The sequence below is a fragment of the Flavobacterium esculini genome, assembly GCF_048284325.1.
Taxonomy (GTDB): Bacteria; Bacteroidota; Bacteroidia; order Flavobacteriales; family Flavobacteriaceae; genus Flavobacterium.
Genome location: NZ_JBLVPI010000007.1, coordinates 166083 through 182716 on the forward strand (window position 1 = coordinate 166083; position 16634 = coordinate 182716).

The 16634-nt window shown below is 33.4% G+C and carries 19 protein-coding genes; 8 read left to right on the forward strand and 11 right to left on the reverse strand.

Going from position 1 to position 16634, the window contains the following annotated elements; all coding sequences use genetic code 11:
- Window positions 1-21 precede the first annotated feature (21 nt).
- From rpsO to ACNQGG_RS08395, 3 genes are all read right to left on the reverse strand, one after another.
- Window positions 22-288 carry a 30S ribosomal protein S15 gene (gene rpsO, locus ACNQGG_RS08385; RefSeq protein ID WP_066079886.1) on the reverse strand — a complete coding sequence of 89 codons (267 nt, stop codon included), beginning with the start codon at window positions 286-288 and terminating at the stop codon, window positions 22-24.
- 108 nt (window positions 289-396) lie between these two features.
- Window positions 397-1404, reverse strand: a complete 1008-nt coding sequence (locus tag ACNQGG_RS08390; RefSeq protein WP_417962953.1) for an energy transducer TonB — start codon at window positions 1402-1404, stop codon at window positions 397-399.
- Between the two features lie 35 nt (window positions 1405-1439).
- Window positions 1440-1895, reverse strand: a complete 456-nt coding sequence (locus ACNQGG_RS08395) for a GAF domain-containing protein (RefSeq protein WP_417962955.1) — start codon at window positions 1893-1895, stop codon at window positions 1440-1442.
- Between the two features lie 76 nt (window positions 1896-1971).
- On the opposite strand from ACNQGG_RS08395, the gene xrtF reads away from it, so the two are divergent.
- The 8 genes from xrtF to ACNQGG_RS08435 all read left to right on the forward strand — a co-directional run bounded on the left by xrtF (window position 1972) and on the right by ACNQGG_RS08435 (window position 9030).
- The gene (gene xrtF, locus ACNQGG_RS08400) at window positions 1972-2523 is read left to right on the forward strand and encodes an exosortase family protein XrtF (RefSeq protein ID WP_417962957.1); all 552 of its coding nucleotides are present in this window, start codon (window positions 1972-1974) and stop codon (window positions 2521-2523) included.
- The gene (locus tag ACNQGG_RS08405; RefSeq protein ID WP_417962959.1) at window positions 2498-2941 is read left to right on the forward strand and encodes an exosortase F system-associated membrane protein; all 444 of its coding nucleotides are present in this window, start codon (window positions 2498-2500) and stop codon (window positions 2939-2941) included. Before xrtF ends, ACNQGG_RS08405 begins: the two co-directional genes overlap by 26 nt.
- 58 nt (window positions 2942-2999) lie before the next feature.
- Window positions 3000-3830, forward strand: a complete 831-nt coding sequence (locus ACNQGG_RS08410) for an ATP cone domain-containing protein (RefSeq protein WP_417962961.1) — start codon at window positions 3000-3002, stop codon at window positions 3828-3830.
- Window positions 3831-3872: 42 nt separating this feature from the next.
- Window positions 3873-5228, forward strand: a complete 1356-nt coding sequence (locus ACNQGG_RS08415) for an MBL fold metallo-hydrolase RNA specificity domain-containing protein (RefSeq protein ID WP_417962963.1) — start codon at window positions 3873-3875, stop codon at window positions 5226-5228.
- A 53-nt stretch (window positions 5229-5281) separates the two neighbouring features.
- Entirely contained in the window at window positions 5282-5683 is a 402-nt protein-coding gene (locus ACNQGG_RS08420) for an HYC_CC_PP family protein (RefSeq protein ID WP_417962965.1), read from the forward strand.
- Window positions 5684-5758: 75 nt separating this feature from the next.
- Window positions 5759-7768, forward strand: coding sequence for a TonB-dependent receptor plug domain-containing protein (locus ACNQGG_RS08425; protein WP_417962967.1), 2010 nt, complete (start codon window positions 5759-5761; stop codon window positions 7766-7768).
- A gap of 40 nt (window positions 7769-7808) precedes the next feature.
- The gene (locus ACNQGG_RS08430; protein ID WP_417962969.1) at window positions 7809-8150 is read left to right on the forward strand and encodes a heavy-metal-associated domain-containing protein; all 342 of its coding nucleotides are present in this window, start codon (window positions 7809-7811) and stop codon (window positions 8148-8150) included.
- Window positions 8151-8349: 199 nt separating this feature from the next.
- Window positions 8350-9030, forward strand: coding sequence for a DedA family protein (locus ACNQGG_RS08435; RefSeq protein WP_417962970.1), 681 nt, complete (start codon window positions 8350-8352; stop codon window positions 9028-9030).
- A gap of 109 nt (window positions 9031-9139) precedes the next feature.
- Here the strand turns inward: ACNQGG_RS08435 and groL are convergent, their stop codons facing one another.
- From groL to miaB, 8 genes are all read right to left on the reverse strand, one after another.
- A complete protein-coding gene (groL, locus tag ACNQGG_RS08440) occupies window positions 9140-10768 on the reverse strand; it encodes a chaperonin GroEL (RefSeq protein WP_417962972.1) in 1629 nt (542 codons plus the stop codon).
- Between the two features lie 117 nt (window positions 10769-10885).
- Window positions 10886-11161, reverse strand: a complete 276-nt coding sequence (locus ACNQGG_RS08445; RefSeq protein ID WP_035670228.1) for a co-chaperone GroES — start codon at window positions 11159-11161, stop codon at window positions 10886-10888.
- 135 nt (window positions 11162-11296) lie between these two features.
- Window positions 11297-11641 (reverse strand): preprotein translocase subunit SecG, encoded by a 345-nt coding sequence (gene secG, locus ACNQGG_RS08450; protein ID WP_417962974.1) that lies wholly within the window; start codon window positions 11639-11641, stop codon window positions 11297-11299.
- 3 nt (window positions 11642-11644) lie between these two features.
- Window positions 11645-12499, reverse strand: a complete 855-nt coding sequence (locus tag ACNQGG_RS08455; RefSeq protein ID WP_417962976.1) for a tetratricopeptide repeat protein — start codon at window positions 12497-12499, stop codon at window positions 11645-11647.
- 81 nt (window positions 12500-12580) lie between these two features.
- On the reverse strand, window positions 12581-13084 hold the full coding sequence (locus ACNQGG_RS08460) for an LptE family protein (RefSeq protein ID WP_417962978.1): 504 nt from the start codon (window positions 13082-13084) through the stop codon (window positions 12581-12583).
- A 71-nt stretch (window positions 13085-13155) separates the two neighbouring features.
- A complete protein-coding gene (locus tag ACNQGG_RS08465; protein ID WP_417962980.1) occupies window positions 13156-14415 on the reverse strand; it encodes a sigma-54 interaction domain-containing protein in 1260 nt (419 codons plus the stop codon).
- An 81-nt stretch (window positions 14416-14496) separates the two neighbouring features.
- Window positions 14497-14640 (reverse strand): hypothetical protein, encoded by a 144-nt coding sequence (locus tag ACNQGG_RS08470; protein ID WP_417962982.1) that lies wholly within the window; start codon window positions 14638-14640, stop codon window positions 14497-14499.
- A gap of 47 nt (window positions 14641-14687) precedes the next feature.
- A complete protein-coding gene (gene miaB / locus ACNQGG_RS08475; RefSeq protein ID WP_417962983.1) occupies window positions 14688-16133 on the reverse strand; it encodes a tRNA (N6-isopentenyl adenosine(37)-C2)-methylthiotransferase MiaB in 1446 nt (481 codons plus the stop codon).
- Between the last annotated feature and the right edge of the window lie 501 nt (window positions 16134-16634).

The window sequence follows — 16634 nt, forward strand, 5'->3', positions numbered from 1 at the left end:
TTCGCACCTCTTATAGATTGATTATTTTCTGATATTCAATACTTTGATAATCTCACGATATCTGTTGATTTCTGTTTTCTTCAAGTAATCTAACAAAGATCTTCTTTTACCTACTAGTAATACTAATGAACGCTCTGTGTTATAATCATGACGATTTTTTTTCAAGTGCTCCGTTAAGTGGCTAATTCTGAAAGTAAATAAAGCAATTTGTGCTTCTGATTTTCCAGTGTTTGTTTTTTCTCCGTGTTTAGCGAAGATCTCTTCTTTAATCTCTTTAGTTAAATACATTCCAATATTTGTTTAATGATTTTTATGTATGTCGTACATCCATTGTAAGACGGCTGCAAAGGTAGAAAATAATTATGAATTAGCAATGCAATTCAATTAATTTGATTGCTACCAATTTGAATTCGTGTTTTTTATGATATCTGTTCCCATCTGAGAGGATTGTCTTTGATAATTCCCTTCTGCTGTTTGTATGGTTATTGGTAAAGAATACAATGCTTTTACAGGAACTCCTCTCGTTTTTCCAGGAATCCATTTGCCATAACTTGCTATGGTTTTAATAGCTTCTTTTCCAGAGCCATAACCAAGATCCCTTAGAACTCTAATATCGGTGATACTTCCATCTTTATCAATCACAAAGGTTGTGTATATTTTTCCTTTCAGTCCTTTTACATCGGGTGCTTTGAAATTTTTGCCTACATGTGTGTAAAAATCAGTGAATCCTTTAGCAGGAGTAGTTTTTGTTGTAAGTTCTTTGTAAGTATATTTAGTGTTATTTTCATCGGTGCTAATGCCTGAAACGAGTACTCCTTCATTATATATTTCTGTAAAACTAAATTTTTCCTTAAGATCTTTTCCTGCCCAAATACCTTGTTTTTCGCCGTTTTTTAGTTCGCCTATTTCATAGAGTTTGTCATCAGAGTATTCAAATTGATCGTTACCGTCTATTACCGTTTGTTTTCCTTCTTTGTTCCAAGATTGAAGTGTTTTTGAGTAGTATCTTTTATGTTTGGAGTGCCATACTATCTCTTTTTCTGACTTTTTTTCTTTGTTTTCATACCAATCAATTTGTTTTCCGCGGATCTTATTATCAACATAGTTTGACTCTTGTTTTTTATTTCCGTTTTCGTAATAATCAATACGTGGCCCTTCGAACTTTGCTTCATTTTTGTTCTTCGAAATGGCTTTCATACAGATCGTTCCTGATTGATAATATTCAGTGAAAATAAATAAATCGGGTTGGTTTTTGTAATTTTCAACAACTCTGATGTATTTGTAATCATTCTTGGTTGTTGGATGATGTAAAGAATCTAGATTATAGCGTGTTGGTTCTATAATCTGCGAAATAGCTAGTTTTGGAATAAAAAGAAATAATAAGGAAAGTAGAATTGATTTCATGAAATTTGGTTAGTTAGAAACCAAATGTAATAATTTTAATACAGCTTTGCCACTTCCTGATTTACAAATTCCAAAAAGCGTTCGTCAGCTCCGGTAAAAGGATCTAGGACGTGGCTGTCAATATCAATTTGTCCAATGTTTTCCCCGTTTACAAAAAGCGGAACCACAATTTCCGATTTTACCGTGAAGCTACAGGCGATGTAATTGTCTTGTGCCGCAACGTCAGCAACGACAAAATTTTCATTAGAAACCGCCACTTGTCCGCAAATACCTTTTCCAAAAGGGATCACGGTATGATCCGTTGCAGCTCCCACATAGGGACCTAAGTGTAAAGTTTTATTTTCCTGATTGGCAAAATAAAATCCTACCCAATTGTAATGGTCAATAGAGTCACTTAGAAGCTGACAGACAGATAGAAGTTTTTCGTCTCTGGAAAGCGTTGTGTTTAGTATAATTTCGGTTACTTTTGGCTGTAATTCTGGAAATGTCATGGTTTTTATTTATATTTATACAAAAGTATTTAAAGCAGGTTTCAAAAATTATATAAATTTGTTAAAAAAATAGATTTTGAAAAAATATTTTATTCTCTACAAACCTTTTTTGTTTTTTCTGGCTACCTTTTTTTTGACCTATATCGTTCTTACGTTTTTGTACCAAGAATATCTTAATAGTTTTGGAGAAAATAAATTGGACGCAATTACAAGATTGGTAGGTAGAAATACAAAGCAAGTATTGCAATTGTTTGATCATAGTGCGACTGTTGAAGAGAATAAATTTGAACCTTACATTAAGCTATTTTATAACCAAAAATATATGGCTCGAATTATTGAAGGCTGTAATGCTATTAGTGTTATTATTTTGTTTGTGTCCTTTGTGGTAGCTTTCTCAGGAAAATTAAAACCAACACTACTTTTTATTTTTGGCGGAAGCCTATTTATCTATGTACTGAATGTATTAAGAATAGGTTTTTTATGTGTATTGATGTTTAATTTCCCAAATCAAAAGCAATTTTTACACGGAGTGCTTTTTCCTTTATTTATTTACGGAGTCGTTATTATTTTGTGGTTAATTTGGGTTAATAAATTTTCAAGATATGCTTCAAAAACTATTAAAGAATAAAATTAGACTGGTACAGTTTGTTTTTTTAGTTGCATTATTGGTGCTTATTCGTGCCTATGAGAATCAATTGTTTTATGATCCTTTTTTAGATTACTTCAAAAGTGATTTTACTCATTTACCATTACCAAGTCTCAATTCATTCCAATTATTTTTGGGTCTACTTTTCCGTTATACATTGAATACCGTTATATCATTAGGGATAATTTATGTCTTTTTCGAAGAAATACAGATGGTGAAATTTGCCTTAGTTTTATATTATTTTTTCTTTATGATTTTAATTAGTACTTTTTTCTTTATAATTTTCTACTGCAGAGAACATAGTAATTTAGTTCTTTTTTATGTTCGACGCTTTTTAATCCAACCCATTTTTGTTTTGTTATTTGTCCCGGGATTTTATTTTCAAATACAAAATAAGTAATCTTTTTTATTTATCTTTAATGTTGAATTAATTTATTAATTATCAACACGATAAGGGTATGAAGATAATAAAAAATTCCGGTGATATTGTTGAATTTAATGCTGAAAAATTAAAAAAATCGTTGTTAAAATCAGGAGCCAATAACGAAGTTGTTGAGAGAATTTTACAATCAATTCAAAGTGAAATCTACGAAGGAATTGCTACGAAGCAAATTTACAAAATGGCTTTTACGATGTTGAAAAAAACAGCTAATTCGCATGCTGCACGCTATAATCTGAAAGAAGCAATACGATTATTAGGGCCAGCAGGTTTTTTCTTTGAGAAATATATAGCCCGACTTTTTTTTGCTGAACAATATGAAGCCGTTACTAATTTGACTTTACAAGGGAAATGTGTTTCGCATGAAATTGATGTTGTAGTCAAGAAAAATGGTACTGTTGCGATGGTTGAATGTAAATATCATGCCGGTAGAGACGCAGCGTCTGATGTGAAGGTTCCTATGTATATATTGTCCCGTTTTAATGATTTAAAAGGACGTCAGCATGCTGTTTTTGGCCAGGAAGAAATTATTTTAAAATGTTGGATTGTCACCAATAACAGGTTTACTACAGATGCTATCGATTTTGCAAATTGTTCAGAATTGAATTTATTAAGTTGGAATTATCCTGAGGACAATAATTTAAAAACAAAAAATGACAACGGTAATCTCTATCCTGTAACTTGTTTAACTACATTATCACTCGCTGAAAAGGATAAATTGTTAATCTTGAATGTAATTTTGGTGAAAGAGATTATAAATAATTCAGATTGTTTAGAAAAAATTGAATTGAGCAATAGCCGAATTAAAAATGTATTAAAAGAAGCTTCGGATTTGTGTGGATATATTTGAAAATAATGGATTTTGGATTGTTTAATTTTAAATTCAAATCAAATGAAAATTAAATTTATTGGGGGAGCGGGAACTGTAACTGGTTCTAAAACATTAATCGAAAGCAATGGAGTTCGGATTTTGATAGATTGCGGTCAATTTCAAGGGATTAAGCCTTTGCGCGAACTCAACTGGGAACCATTACCTATTTTACCTTCAACTCTAGATTTTGTTTTGTTGACCCATGGACATTTAGACCATTGTGGTTGGTTACCCAGATTAGTTAATCAAGGTTTTAAAGGTAAAATTTATTGTACAAGCCCTACTATGGCTGTTGCCAAGTTGATTCTTCTGGACAGTGCTAAAATTCAGGAAGAAGAAGCAAGAATTGCTAATGAAGGGAAATTTTCTAAACATGAAGTTGCTGAACCGCTTTATACAGTAGGGCAAGCGCAAAAAGTTTTCCCACATTTTAGAGTCATTAAAATCAATGAATCCATTCCCTTAGATGCAGAAATTTCGGCTGTTTTTTTTAATGCAGGACATATTATTGGCGCCTGTAGCATTGAAGTAACGCTTGAAAATAAAACATTGGTTTTTTCAGGAGATATAGGGCGTGATAATGATGTGCTGCTGTATCCGCCAACCAAGCCTAAAAAAGGGGATTATATATTTCTAGAAAGTACCTATGGAGATCGACTTCATCCCAATACGGATGCTAAACTAGAACTGGAAATGTATATCAACAATACAGTCGAAAAGGGAGGAACTGTCATTATTCCCAGTTTTGCCGTTGAGCGCGCCCAAATGATTATGTACTTGCTATGGCAACTTAAGGAAGAAGGCAAAATTCCTAATATTCCCTATATTATTGATACTCCAATGGGAATTAATGCGTTGGAAATTTTTATCAATAATAAAAATTGGCATAAATTATCGGTGCATGATTGTACCGAAATGAGTAAAATGTTCACACTGGTTTCTGATTATCAGGAAACGATTGAAACTATTTTTGATGAACAGCCTAAAGTAGTGATTGCAGCAAGCGGAATGGTCACTGGTGGTAGGGTTTTGACTTATCTGGAACATTATATCGGTTTGCCTGAAACGACGGTAATCATAGTTGGTTATCAGGCCGAAGGAACACGCGGAAGAAAATTATTGGAAGGAGCAAAAGAAATTAAAATACATGGTAAATATTACCAAGTTCTTGCAAAATTTCTTGAGATAGAAGGATTGTCAGCACATGGTGATCAAAAAGATTTGCTGAATTGGCTTTCTGCATTGGAAAATAAACCTAAAAAAGTATTTTTAGTCCATGGTGAAAATGCGCCTGCTGATGAACTTCGAATAAAAATTCAGGAGAAATATGGTTTTGATTGTAAAGTTCCTTTGATGGGACAAGAGTTTGAGCTTTAATTTTTTAACAGAACTTTGATTTTATAGATTGATTAAATCAGTATTTTTGCAAAATGAAATTCAAAAAGCACATCAGTATTCTTCTTGCTTTTTTCCTGTTGGTTTCCAATGTGGGATTGGCTTTCGATGTGCATTATTGTGGTGATAAAATCGCTTCAGTTTCTTTGAAAACTCCTTTTTTATCTCAGGATTTTGAAAAAAATTGTTGCGGAAAAATCGAAAAAAAATCAGCTTGCTGCAAAGATAAAGTAGTTCATTTTCAAAAGAAATCAGATAATTTACTTATAAAAGCATTTTCTTTAAATACGGATATTCCATTTTTAATTGAAGAATGGGATCCAATTGTTTTTTCTGGAGTTGCCAATTTTAAAAGCTTCGAAAAGAACTCTTATTACTGCGACGCTCATTCGCCGCCACTTTTTAAGCTTTACAGCCAATATATTTTCTACGCCTGATTTTAATGTTTTTTAAAAGTCAAATCATTTTGTATGATTTGAAATTACTTCTTATAAACATTAAAATATTTTGCCATGCAAAAATCAATAACGCTATTTGTTATTATTTTGTTTTCAATTACGCTGTTTTCTCAAGAAAAACTGAATGAAGTCAAAGTGATAAAAAAGCAAAAAGGGATTCAGAAATCATTTACGGTAACGGGTAATACCACGCTAATTACAAGCAAAGAGTTACTTAAAGCAGCCTGTTGTAATCTAGCCGAAAGTTTTGAAACGAATCCATCGATTGATGTTAGTTTTTCAGATGCTTTGACTGGAACAAAACAAATCAAAATGCTGGGGTTGACCAGTCCCTATTTGATGATTACCGAAGAAAATATCCCCTCAGTCCGTGGGGCATCTCAAGCATACGGATTGTCATTTACGCCGGGAACTTGGGTCGAAAGTATCCAGATCACTAAAGGAGCCGGAAGTGTAGTGAATGGATATGAAAGTATTTCGGGGCAAATTAATACGGAATTAATTAAACCCATCAATGATATTCCATTTTTTCTGAATGCCTATGGTTCGTCAGATTCCCGCTTTGAATTGAACACCCATTTCAATAGAAAAATATCAGATAAATGGAGTAGCAGTCTGTTTCTTCACGGAAATACAAGAATTGCAAAAACGGATATGAATAATGATGGTTTTTTGGATAATCCGTTAGCCAAACAAATCAATATTCTTAATAGATACCAATATTACAATCCCGAAAAAGGTTGGGTGAGTTTTATTAATTTCAGGTATATGAATGATGAAAAACAAACCGGAGAATTAGACTTTGATCAAGACAAAGACAAAGGAACTACAAATTATTGGGGTTCTGAAATCAACACGAAACGATTTGATGTTTCCACAAAAGTGGGGTATGTTTTTAAAGACTTGCCTTATCAGAGTATAGGTTTTCAGAATGCTTTTAACAGCCATAATCAACAGTCTTATTTTGGTTTGAACCAATACAATATTAAACAAAGCAGTTATTATTCGAACTTGATTTTCAATTCGATTATCAGTAACATAATGAATAAGTTTGCTGCGGGTTTGAATTTTACATATGATAAATACCAAGAATTTGTCAATATAAATGACTTTTCTAGAATTGATAATTCAGTGGGTGCTTTTTTCGAGTATACCTATGACAATGAAGATAATTTCAGTATCATTCTGGGCGGAAGAATTGATAATCACAATCGTTTAGGAACTTTTTTGACCCCAAGATTGCATGTGCGATACAATCCTTGGGAAAAGGGAGTTTTGCGATTTTCAGCAGGTAGAGGAAAGCGAAGTGCTAATATTTTTGCCGAAAATCAACAGCTTTTTGCGAGTTCAAGAACATTTGATGTTTTAGACTCAAACGGTAAAATATATGGATTGAATCCAGAAATCGCTTGGAATTATGGTGTGAGTTTTGTTCAAAAATTTATACTCTTCGGCAAAAGTGCAGATGTTGGGTTTGATTTTTACAGAACGGATTTTCAGAATCAGGTAATTGTTGATGTTTTACAAAGCCCACAACAAGTTTTGTTTTATAATTTGAATGGGAAGTCGGTTGCCAATAGTTTACAAGTGGAATTCAATTATGAAATTTTGGATCATTTCAATTTCCGCTCAGCCTATAAATATTATGATGTAAGGACGGACTATATTTCTGGAAATTATCAAAAGCCGTTGCAAGCGAAACACCGCTTTTTTGGAAATTTGGAATATGAAACCCACATTGGAGAGAAAGGGAAACAATGGAAATTTGATTATACTTTCAATTGGATTGGAAAACAGCAATTGCCCAATACAGCAAGCAATCCAATGAATGATAGATTGCCGGAATTTTCGCCTTCTTATTCGTTGATGAATGCCCAAATTACAAGAACTTTTTCTTCCACATTTGAAATGTATGTAGGTGGGGAGAATATTGGGAATTATACACAGGAAAAAGTGATACTTGGCAGTGAAAATCCTTTTGGACCAAATTTTGATACTTCAATAGTATACGCACCTGTTTTTGGTCAAATGTATTATGCGGGATTGCGATTTAAAATAAAATAAGCACAGCGTAAAATTATTAACCACAATAGAAAAAGTAAAAATGAAAAATATTATTTTAATACTAATGGTAAGTTTTCTTGGATTTACTGTTCAGGCTCAAGAGAAGAAGAATAAAAATGCTAAATATGTAGCAGAAGTAAACGGGAATTGTGAACAATGTCAGAAACGAATTCAAAAAGCAGCTTATTCACTTGCTGGAGTGAAATCCGCAATTTGGAGTATAGAAACACATCAATTGAGTTTGATTTTGAATGAAGAAAAGTGTTCCCCACTAGATGTGAAAAGAGCCATTGCAAAAGTAGGTCATGATACGGATGAAGTGAAAGCGACAAGCGAAGATTATCAAAGTCTTCATAGTTGTTGTCTGTATGAGCGACAATAATTCTCAAACCCAAAGTGAAAGTTTTGGGTTTTTTATTTTTGTTTAAATGATACGATTTAAAATGGGTTTGTAATTAAGTTTAACAGGGTTGATTAGTGCTTTTATGCGTTAATTAAACTTTAAAATACCGCAATAAATTGTGGTTAAGGTAATTTATTCTTACTTTCACGCACGAATATATTAAATTACAAATTGATTTATGAATAATTTCGAATGGACACAATTACTCGATCCAGAGTTTTATATTACCTTAAAAATAGCAGGAGTTCAGATAGGTTTATACATAGTTTTATTTATTATTTTTGCCGAAACTGGGCTTTTTGCCGGTTTTTTCCTTCCAGGTGACAGTTTGCTTTTCCTTGCAGGAATTTACAGTAAAGATTTGGTTCAAAATATGGTGTCTATAGAAAGTGAATTTATAAATGTTACTTTATTGTCACTAATGGTTGCTGTTGCAGGAATTTTTGGGAACATGGTGGGGTATTGGTTTGGAGCAAAAAGCGGGTATTATTTATTTAAAAAAGAAGATACTTTTTGGTTCAAGAAAAAATACCTGTTGCAGTCAAAAGATTTCTTTGAAAAATATGGTGGGAAAGCCATAATATTTGCTCGTTTTTTACCAATTTTCAGAACTTTTGCGCCAATTGTGGCTGGAATAGTATCTATGGATAAAAGCAAATTTATGTTCTTCAATATTTTAAGTTCTTTTTTATGGGCTTTTATTTTAATTTTTTCCGGTCATTATTTGTACGGTGTCTTTTTAGAAAATTTTGGAATTGATTTGAAAGAGCATATCGAATATATTATAATAATAATTGTTTTGATTACTACGGTTCCTGTTTTATTCAAGCTTTTGAAAAAAAGGGTGCATATAAAATAAAAATTAATTTTAGTTGCACTGTCCTGAAAAAGTTGACAAGACACATAAATAAAAAAAGCTCTGTTTCAATTAAGAAACGGAGCTTTTTTTATTTAAAAATGAGAATGAATTACATCATTCCTGGCATACCGCCACCCATTGGGTTTCCGCCACCATGATCTTCTTTAATATCGATCAAAGCACATTCGGTAGTCAAGATCATACCAGCTACTGAAGCTGCATTTTCTAAAGCCACACGCGTTACTTTTTTAGGATCGATAATACCTGCTTTAAGCATATCAACATATTCGTCAGTTTTTGCATTGTAACCAAAATCACCTGAACCTTCGGCAACTTTTGCAACAACAACTGAACCTTCAAGACCTGCATTTTCAACAATAGTTCTCAATGGAGATTCTACTGCTCGAGATACAATTTGAATTCCTGTTGCTTCATCAGCATTGTCAGCTTTAATAGTACGAAGTGCATTTTTAGCTCTTAATAAAGCAACACCACCACCGGCAACAATTCCTTCTTCAACAGCAGCACGAGTTGCGTGAAGTGCATCGTCAACTCTGTCTTTTTTCTCTTTCATTTCTACTTCAGAAGCAGCACCAACATAAAGTACAGCAACTCCACCGGCTAATTTAGCCAAACGTTCTTGCAATTTTTCTTTGTCATAATCAGAAGTTGTAGCTTCCATTTGACCTTTGATTTGGTTTACGCGATTTTTAATCATGTCAGCTTCGCCAGCACCACTTACAATTGTTGTATTGTCTTTATCGATAGTCACTTTTTTAGCAGTTCCTAACATTTCGATAGTTGTGTTTTCTAAGGTGTATCCTCTTTCTTCTGAAATTACTGTTCCTCCGGTTAAGATAGCAATATCTTCAAGCATTGCTTTTCTTCTGTCTCCAAAACCAGGTGCTTTTACAGCAGCGATTTTCAAAGCTCCACGTAATTTATTCACTACTAATGTAGATAATGCTTCACCATCAACATCTTCAGCAATAATCAATAATGGTTTTCCAGATTGAGCAACAGGTTCCAAAACTGGTAATAATTCTTTTAATGAAGAAACTTTTTTGTCGTATAAAAGGATGTAAGGATTTTCCAATTCTACTTCCATTTTCTCTGAATTAGTCACAAAATAAGGAGAAAGATATCCTCTGTCAAATTGCATGCCTTCCACAACATCAACATAAGTATCTGTTCCTTTAGCCTCTTCAACAGTGATAACACCTTCTTTTCCTACTTTTGCGAAAGCAGTAGCGATTAACTCACCAATTACTTCGTCATTATTAGCAGAAATTGAAGCAATTTGTTTGATTTTTTCAGAATCACTTCCTACTACTTTTGCTTGTTTTGCTAAGTCAGCTACAATAGCTTCAACCGCTTTGTCAATACCGCGTTTCAAATCCATTGGATTTGCTCCTGCAGCAACGTTTTTCAAACCTTCTTTTACTATTGCTTGTGCCAAAACAGTTGCAGTTGTAGTTCCGTCTCCAGCTAAATCATTCGTTTTAGACGCTACTTCCTTTACCATTTGAGCTCCCATATTTTCCAATGGATCTTTCAATTCAATCTCTTTTGCAACGGTAACACCATCTTTAGTAACAGTTGGCCCACCAAAAGCTTTTCCAATAATTACGTTACGCCCTTTTGGTCCTAAAGTTACTTTTACTGCATTTGCCAATGCATCAACACCACGCTTTAATCCGTCACGTGCTTCAATATCAAATTTTATATCTTTTGCCATTTCTTTTTGTTTTCGTCACCCGGCCCTCTCCAAAAGAGAGGGAGCCAAGATGAAATATTATTAAATAATTTATTTGTTTATTTCATTTCCTCTCCTTCGGGGAGGTTGGGATAGGTTTTAGATAATTGCTAAAATATCGTCTTCACGCATGATCAAATAATCTTTTCCTTCCAGTTTCAATTCAGTTCCTGCATATTTTCCGTAAAGAACAGAATCACCAATTTTTACAGTCATTGTGTGGTCCTTTGTTCCGTTTCCAACAGCAACTACAGTTCCTTTTTGTGGTTTTTCTTTAGCTGTATCTGGAATAAAAATCCCTGACGCAGTTTTAGTTTCAGCTGCTACTGGTTCAATAAGAACTCTGTCTGAAAGTGGTTTAATGTTTAAAGCCATGATTTTATTTTTTTTTATTATTTTTATGATTGCATTTAAGATTTCAGAAATTGTGCCATCCTAGTATAACTGACATATTTTCTTATAAAAAATGCCAGCTTTGACAGGCTGGCATTTAGAAAAAAAAGTGTTGTTTTATTTTGCTGGATTTGTTTCAACAGGTGTGTTTTGAACTGGAGATGCTGGAGCAGCAGTTGCCGGTGCAGTAGTTCCTGTTTGTTCAATAATTTTAGAATCATTATCACTTAATGCTCCTGTAAAGCTTAAACTTGAAAGTAATATAAGTGCAATTAAAATAGTAGCAAGTGTCCAAGTGCTTTTGTCTAAAAAATCTGTTGTTTTTTGTACACCACCTAGCATTTGAGAACCGCCTATAGTTGAAGATAATCCACCACCTTTAGGGTTTTGAACCATTATTACTACGATTAATAGGAAACAAACTATTGTTATTAAAACTAAAAAAATTGAAAATGTGCTCATTGTTTAATTATTGTTTTGTTGTAAAATCTTAATATCCGCTATGCGGTCTGCAAAGAAACTACTTTTTTCTGGATATTTCAAAATTAATATTTCATAAGCTTGAATCGCTTTTTGATATTTTTTTTGTTCCAAATAAACCCGTGCTAAAGTCTCCGTCATCAAATAGGAATTGTCGTCTTTATTAAGGTCAAAAGTAACTGTTGATGCAACCCCATGTTTTACAGGTGAAATCTTCGGACTGGTTTCTATAAATTTATCGATTAACGCTGCTTTTTTCTTTTTATCTTCATCTTTTATCGGTAGGGTTTTAGAAGGTTTTACACTTTCCGTTTCTCTGACAATAGGCTGTGTTCGGGATAATTGAAGCCATTCTTGGAAGGAATGCTTTTCACTTATGGAAAAATCCAAAGGAGTTCCAATCGCTAATTTCTCTTCTGTAGTTTTTAAATTTTCATTAGGTTCTAAAGGTAAAGCTTCCTTTATAGAAGTAAGAATCGATTGCTCCAGAGTATTTATCTTGTGCTCCAGTTTTTCTTTATGAATAATTATCTCACTATCAACTACTGTAATGTCAAGAAGCGCTACTATTTTTTTATCGTATAAATCTTTTTGAATAGCAGTAAAAGTATCCGAAGTAATAAAGTCAAACAATACCGTTCTGTCAGTCGTATGTGCGGCAGTAACTTTCAAGGCAAAATTATACTTAAAACTATTTTGATTATAAAGACCTTTTAAACGTAAAGCTCTGGCACTTTGAAAATATGGAAATTCATCCAATACATTTCCCAATGCTTCCGTTTGCTTTTCATTGATAGCATCTGGTCTGTTTATTAAATAAGTATAATCGGTTACGTTCATAAAGGTTATTCGTTTATTTGGTTATTCGTTTATTTGTTCTTCGATTAACCGAATCAACAAATTACCGAATCAACACCTCATTTACCATTTAGCAAGAGAGTCATTAAAGATATCTTGGGTGATTCTCTCGAAGATTTCTTTCAATGCACTATTCAAAGTAGAACCTACAAGTTGTTGCTCAGCCGGATAATCATAATAAAACTCAAATGTTTTTTCAAAATCATCTGTTTCTTTGTTTTTATTGGTAAACCGAACATTTACCCTTATTTTTAATCTGTTTTGAGAAGCTTGTTGATCGGCAGTTGCGGTCATAGGGCTTACTCTATAATCTACAATTTCCCCTTCGTAAGTTAAATCTGCACCGCTTTTTACTAAATTTAAGTTGGTTTGATTCTGAATAATGTCTTGCAATGCCAGCGTAAAAGTTCTGTCAATTCCAGGTTCAATCAATTCTGCATTGTTTTGGAAAAAATTAACCTGAAATGTTTTTGCATCAATTTTTCCTGTTCCGGTAAAGTTGTAAACAGAGCAACTATTGAAAGTTACTGCGATTAACAAAATAAAAATATATTTTATGTTTTTCATTCTAAATTTTAAAATTGCTTCACCAGTTTGCTAACGCTCGGGTCAAAGATATTCATTTTCAATTTGATTTTTTACAAATCGAATTGTTTGATTTTTCGATATAAAGTTCTTTCGGAAATCCCTAATTCATCTGCGGCAGCTTTTCGTTTTCCTTTATTTTTTTCCAATGATTTTTTAATCATTTCAATTTCTTTCTGCTCTAATCTCAAGATTTCCTCTTCCTCTTCGATTGTTTCAGCAAACTGGTAGCTATCGTCATTCTCCTGATAACGTTCTTCTTTATTTGGAGTGGTAATCAAAGCGGTTCTTGGTTCTTCTTCAAAATCTATTTCACTGTCATTCTCTTGGGAACCATATATTTTTTTGATTAAATTTTGATTTGTTTCTTGCACTTTAGAACTTCCACTTTGCATTAGTTCCAAAGTGAGTTTTTTCAAGTCGTGCAAATCACTTTTCATGTCAAAAAGTACTTTGTATAAAATTTCTCTTTCGGTATTGAAATCGCTGTCACCTTTCTTGTCTTTAATTACTGACGGTAAGTTGGTGCCTTCGGCAGGTAAATAAGATTGTAAAGTTACTGCGGAAATTTCACGATTCGTTTCCAAAACCGAAATTTGTTCTGCTACGTTTCTCAATTGACGGATGTTACCGCTCCAACGAAATTTTTGCAAAACTCCAACAGCACTTTCGTCTAATTTTAAAGGCGGCATCTTGTATTTATGTGCAAAGTCAGATGCAAATTTTCTAAATAGCAAGTGAATATCTTCTTTTCGTTCTCGCAACGGAGGTAAAGTAATATCTACGGTGCTCAATCGATAATACAAATCTTCACGGAATTTCCCTTTTTCGATAGCATTAAACAAATTAACATTGGTAGCAGCTACAATTCGCACATCAGTTTTTTGGACTTGTGAAGAACCTACTTTTATGAATTCGCCATTTTCCAAAACACGAAGCAACCGCACTTGAGTAGTCAAAGGCAATTCACCAACTTCATCAAGGAAAATAGTTCCGCCGTCAGCCACTTCAAAATATCCTTCACGTGTGTTGGTTGCACCTGTAAAAGCACCTTTTTCATGTCCAAAAAGTTCACTGTCAATCGTTCCTTCAGGAATGGCTCCACAGTTTACAGCAATGTATTTTCCATGTTTTCTATGTGAAAGCGAATGAATGATTCTCGGGATATTCTCTTTTCCAACACCACTTTCACCAGCAACTAATACTGAAATATCAGTAGGCGCAACCTGAATGGCTTTTTCTATGGCACGATTGAGCTTTGGGTCATTCCCAATAATCTCAAATCGTTGTTTTATAGCTTGAACTGATTCCATATTTTTTAATTTTGCACGAATTTCGTAAATTATTAAAACTGATTTTTTTGTTTAAATAATATATTCGATTCGTAGAATCTACTATTGTGGTTTTGTTAATGTGTCTTTCAAAGGGACTGTTTTTTCAACTTTATGTTTTGGAAAATAGGTTCTAATGATAAAGAATGTAATTCCAAATCCAATTATAAAAGTAACTAAACCAATTATTATATTTTTTCTTAACATTTTACTCTTTTAAATTTTTTTTATGAATTTAATTTCAGCTAATTTTCTTAATTCATTTCACTCAATCCAATCGCTTCCCCTTTCAAAGTCCCGCTGGTACAACTCAAAATTCTCACATTCACAAATTCCCCAATTTTATAATCCTCCTTTGGAAAAACTACGGTAATACTTTGTGAATTCCTTCCAGAAAACTCTTCTGTTGATTTTTTGGAAACTTTTTCTACCAAAACTTCTACAGTTTGACCAATGAATTCTTCACTGCGCAACCAAGCATGTTTTTGTTGTAAATCGACAATTTCCTGCAATCTTCTTGCTTTCGTTTCATCGGTTACGTCATCTTCCATTTTTCTTCCTGCTAAAGTCCCCGGACGTTCGGAATACGAATACATATAACCAAAATTATACTTGACATATTCCATTAAACTCATTGTGTCTTGATGATCTTGTTCGGTTTCTGTTGGGAAACCAGCAATCATATCTTGCGAAATGGAGCCGTTCGGAATAATAGTTCTGATTTTATCAATCAAAGTCATGTATTCTTCACGCGTATGCAAACGGTTCATTTCTTTTAGGATTCTATTACTCCCAGATTGGACAGGCAAGTGAATGTGCTTACATATATTAGGATGTTTTGCAATTACATGCAAAATACTTTCGTGCATGTCTTGTGGATTGGATGTCGAAAATCGAATGCGCATTTTTGGAAAACCAATTGCGACCATTTCTAGTAATTGGTCGAAATCTACAGCAGTTGCTTTTTGTATTTCGGTAGCATTTTCGAAATCTTTTTTCAAACCGCCGCCGTACCATAAATAACTATCCACATTTTGACCCAAAAGTGTAATTTCTTTAAAGCCTTTGTTCCACAAATCCTGAATTTCTTTGATGATACTTTGCGGTTCACGGCTGCGTTCTCGTCCACGAGTGAATGGCACCACACAAAACGTACACATATTATCGCAACCACGGGTGATAGAAACCAAAGCCGTAATTCCGTTGCTCATTAATCGCACAGGCGAAATATCTCCATAAGTCTCATCTTTCGATAAAATCACGTTAATCGCATCACGTCCTTCTTCCACTTCTTGCAAAAGGTTTGGTAAATCTTTATAAGCATCAGGACCTACAACAAGGTCTACAATTTTTTCTTCTTCCAGAAATTGACTTTTCAAACGTTCCGCCATACAGCCTAAAACGCCCACTTTCATCTTTGGATTAATGCGTTTCACTGCATTGTATTTTTCTAGACGTTTGCGAATAGTCTGCTCCGCTTTATCCCGAATAGAACAAGTATTTACCAAAACCAAATCGGCTTCCTCTAGAATTTGTGTGGTATTATATCCGTTTCCAGATAGAATAGAAGCTACGATTTCACTATCCGAAAAATTCATCGCACAGCCATAACTTTCTATAAATAATTTTTTGGTATTCTCGGGTTTATGTTCTAGAACAAGACTTTCGCCTTGTTTACTTTCTTCAATAATCTTTTCCATCCTATATTTTCAAAGCACAAAGATAACGCAATTCAAATAAATATGACAAGATGTCAGACGAAGAATTAACAAAATTTAAGGGATTTTAGAATGAAGATTAACGATTGCAGATTTAAGATTTTGCAAGATTAATTTAGAAATGACTTATTTAATGATTTTTGGCAGTTTTTACATCTGAAATCAAAATTCGTTAATCAAAAATCTGAAATCTTTATAAAAGCTATTTACTTCGTCAGTTCGCTCCGCTCGTGTCCCGCTTTCCGTTACAATCCCGACCCTTCGGGACTCACAAAAAAAGTAAAAGTTTCCTGTTCTAAAAAGAGCTTCCGTTGGTCGCTTTTTTAGAACAGGAAACTTTTACTTTTTTGCTCTAAGGCTTTTCACTGTAATAAGGGCTAAAAAACAGTCGAGTATGGTCATAACTTACCTATTAATGATTGTGAAATAGTTCAAAAATAAAATCAAAAGCCCGATATTTAAAAAAAATAGATACTTTTGTCC

What these genes read in the sequence shown, in the direction of transcription:
- ACNQGG_RS08430 (WP_417962969.1), top strand. Translation starts at nt 7,809, where the DNA reads ATGAAAAATATTATTTTAATACTAATGGTAAGTTTTCTTGGATTTACT.
- ACNQGG_RS08470 (WP_417962982.1), bottom strand. Translation starts at nt 14,640, where the DNA reads ATGTTAAGAAAAAATATAATAATTGGTTTAGTTACTTTTATAATTGGA.
- ACNQGG_RS08390 (WP_417962953.1), bottom strand. Translation starts at nt 1,404, where the DNA reads ATGAAATCAATTCTACTTTCCTTATTATTTCTTTTTATTCCAAAACTA.
- secG (WP_417962974.1), bottom strand. Translation starts at nt 11,641, where the DNA reads ATGAGCACATTTTCAATTTTTTTAGTTTTAATAACAATAGTTTGTTTC.
- ACNQGG_RS08405 (WP_417962959.1), top strand. Translation starts at nt 2,498, where the DNA reads ATGCTTCAAAAACTATTAAAGAATAAAATTAGACTGGTACAGTTTGTT.
- ACNQGG_RS08460 (WP_417962978.1), bottom strand. Translation starts at nt 13,084, where the DNA reads ATGAAAAACATAAAATATATTTTTATTTTGTTAATCGCAGTAACTTTC.
- ACNQGG_RS08425 (WP_417962967.1), top strand. Translation starts at nt 5,759, where the DNA reads ATGCAAAAATCAATAACGCTATTTGTTATTATTTTGTTTTCAATTACG.
- ACNQGG_RS08395 (WP_417962955.1), bottom strand. Translation starts at nt 1,895, where the DNA reads ATGACATTTCCAGAATTACAGCCAAAAGTAACCGAAATTATACTAAAC.
- miaB (WP_417962983.1), bottom strand. Translation starts at nt 16,133, where the DNA reads ATGGAAAAGATTATTGAAGAAAGTAAACAAGGCGAAAGTCTTGTTCTA.
- ACNQGG_RS08410 (WP_417962961.1), top strand. Translation starts at nt 3,000, where the DNA reads ATGAAGATAATAAAAAATTCCGGTGATATTGTTGAATTTAATGCTGAA.
- ACNQGG_RS08455 (WP_417962976.1), bottom strand. Translation starts at nt 12,499, where the DNA reads ATGAACGTAACCGATTATACTTATTTAATAAACAGACCAGATGCTATC.
- ACNQGG_RS08420 (WP_417962965.1), top strand. Translation starts at nt 5,282, where the DNA reads ATGAAATTCAAAAAGCACATCAGTATTCTTCTTGCTTTTTTCCTGTTG.
- ACNQGG_RS08415 (WP_417962963.1), top strand. Translation starts at nt 3,873, where the DNA reads ATGAAAATTAAATTTATTGGGGGAGCGGGAACTGTAACTGGTTCTAAA.
- ACNQGG_RS08435 (WP_417962970.1), top strand. Translation starts at nt 8,350, where the DNA reads ATGAATAATTTCGAATGGACACAATTACTCGATCCAGAGTTTTATATT.
- rpsO (WP_066079886.1), bottom strand. Translation starts at nt 288, where the DNA reads ATGTATTTAACTAAAGAGATTAAAGAAGAGATCTTCGCTAAACACGGA.
- ACNQGG_RS08465 (WP_417962980.1), bottom strand. Translation starts at nt 14,415, where the DNA reads ATGGAATCAGTTCAAGCTATAAAACAACGATTTGAGATTATTGGGAAT.
- groL (WP_417962972.1), bottom strand. Translation starts at nt 10,768, where the DNA reads ATGGCAAAAGATATAAAATTTGATATTGAAGCACGTGACGGATTAAAG.
- ACNQGG_RS08445 (WP_035670228.1), bottom strand. Translation starts at nt 11,161, where the DNA reads ATGGCTTTAAACATTAAACCACTTTCAGACAGAGTTCTTATTGAACCA.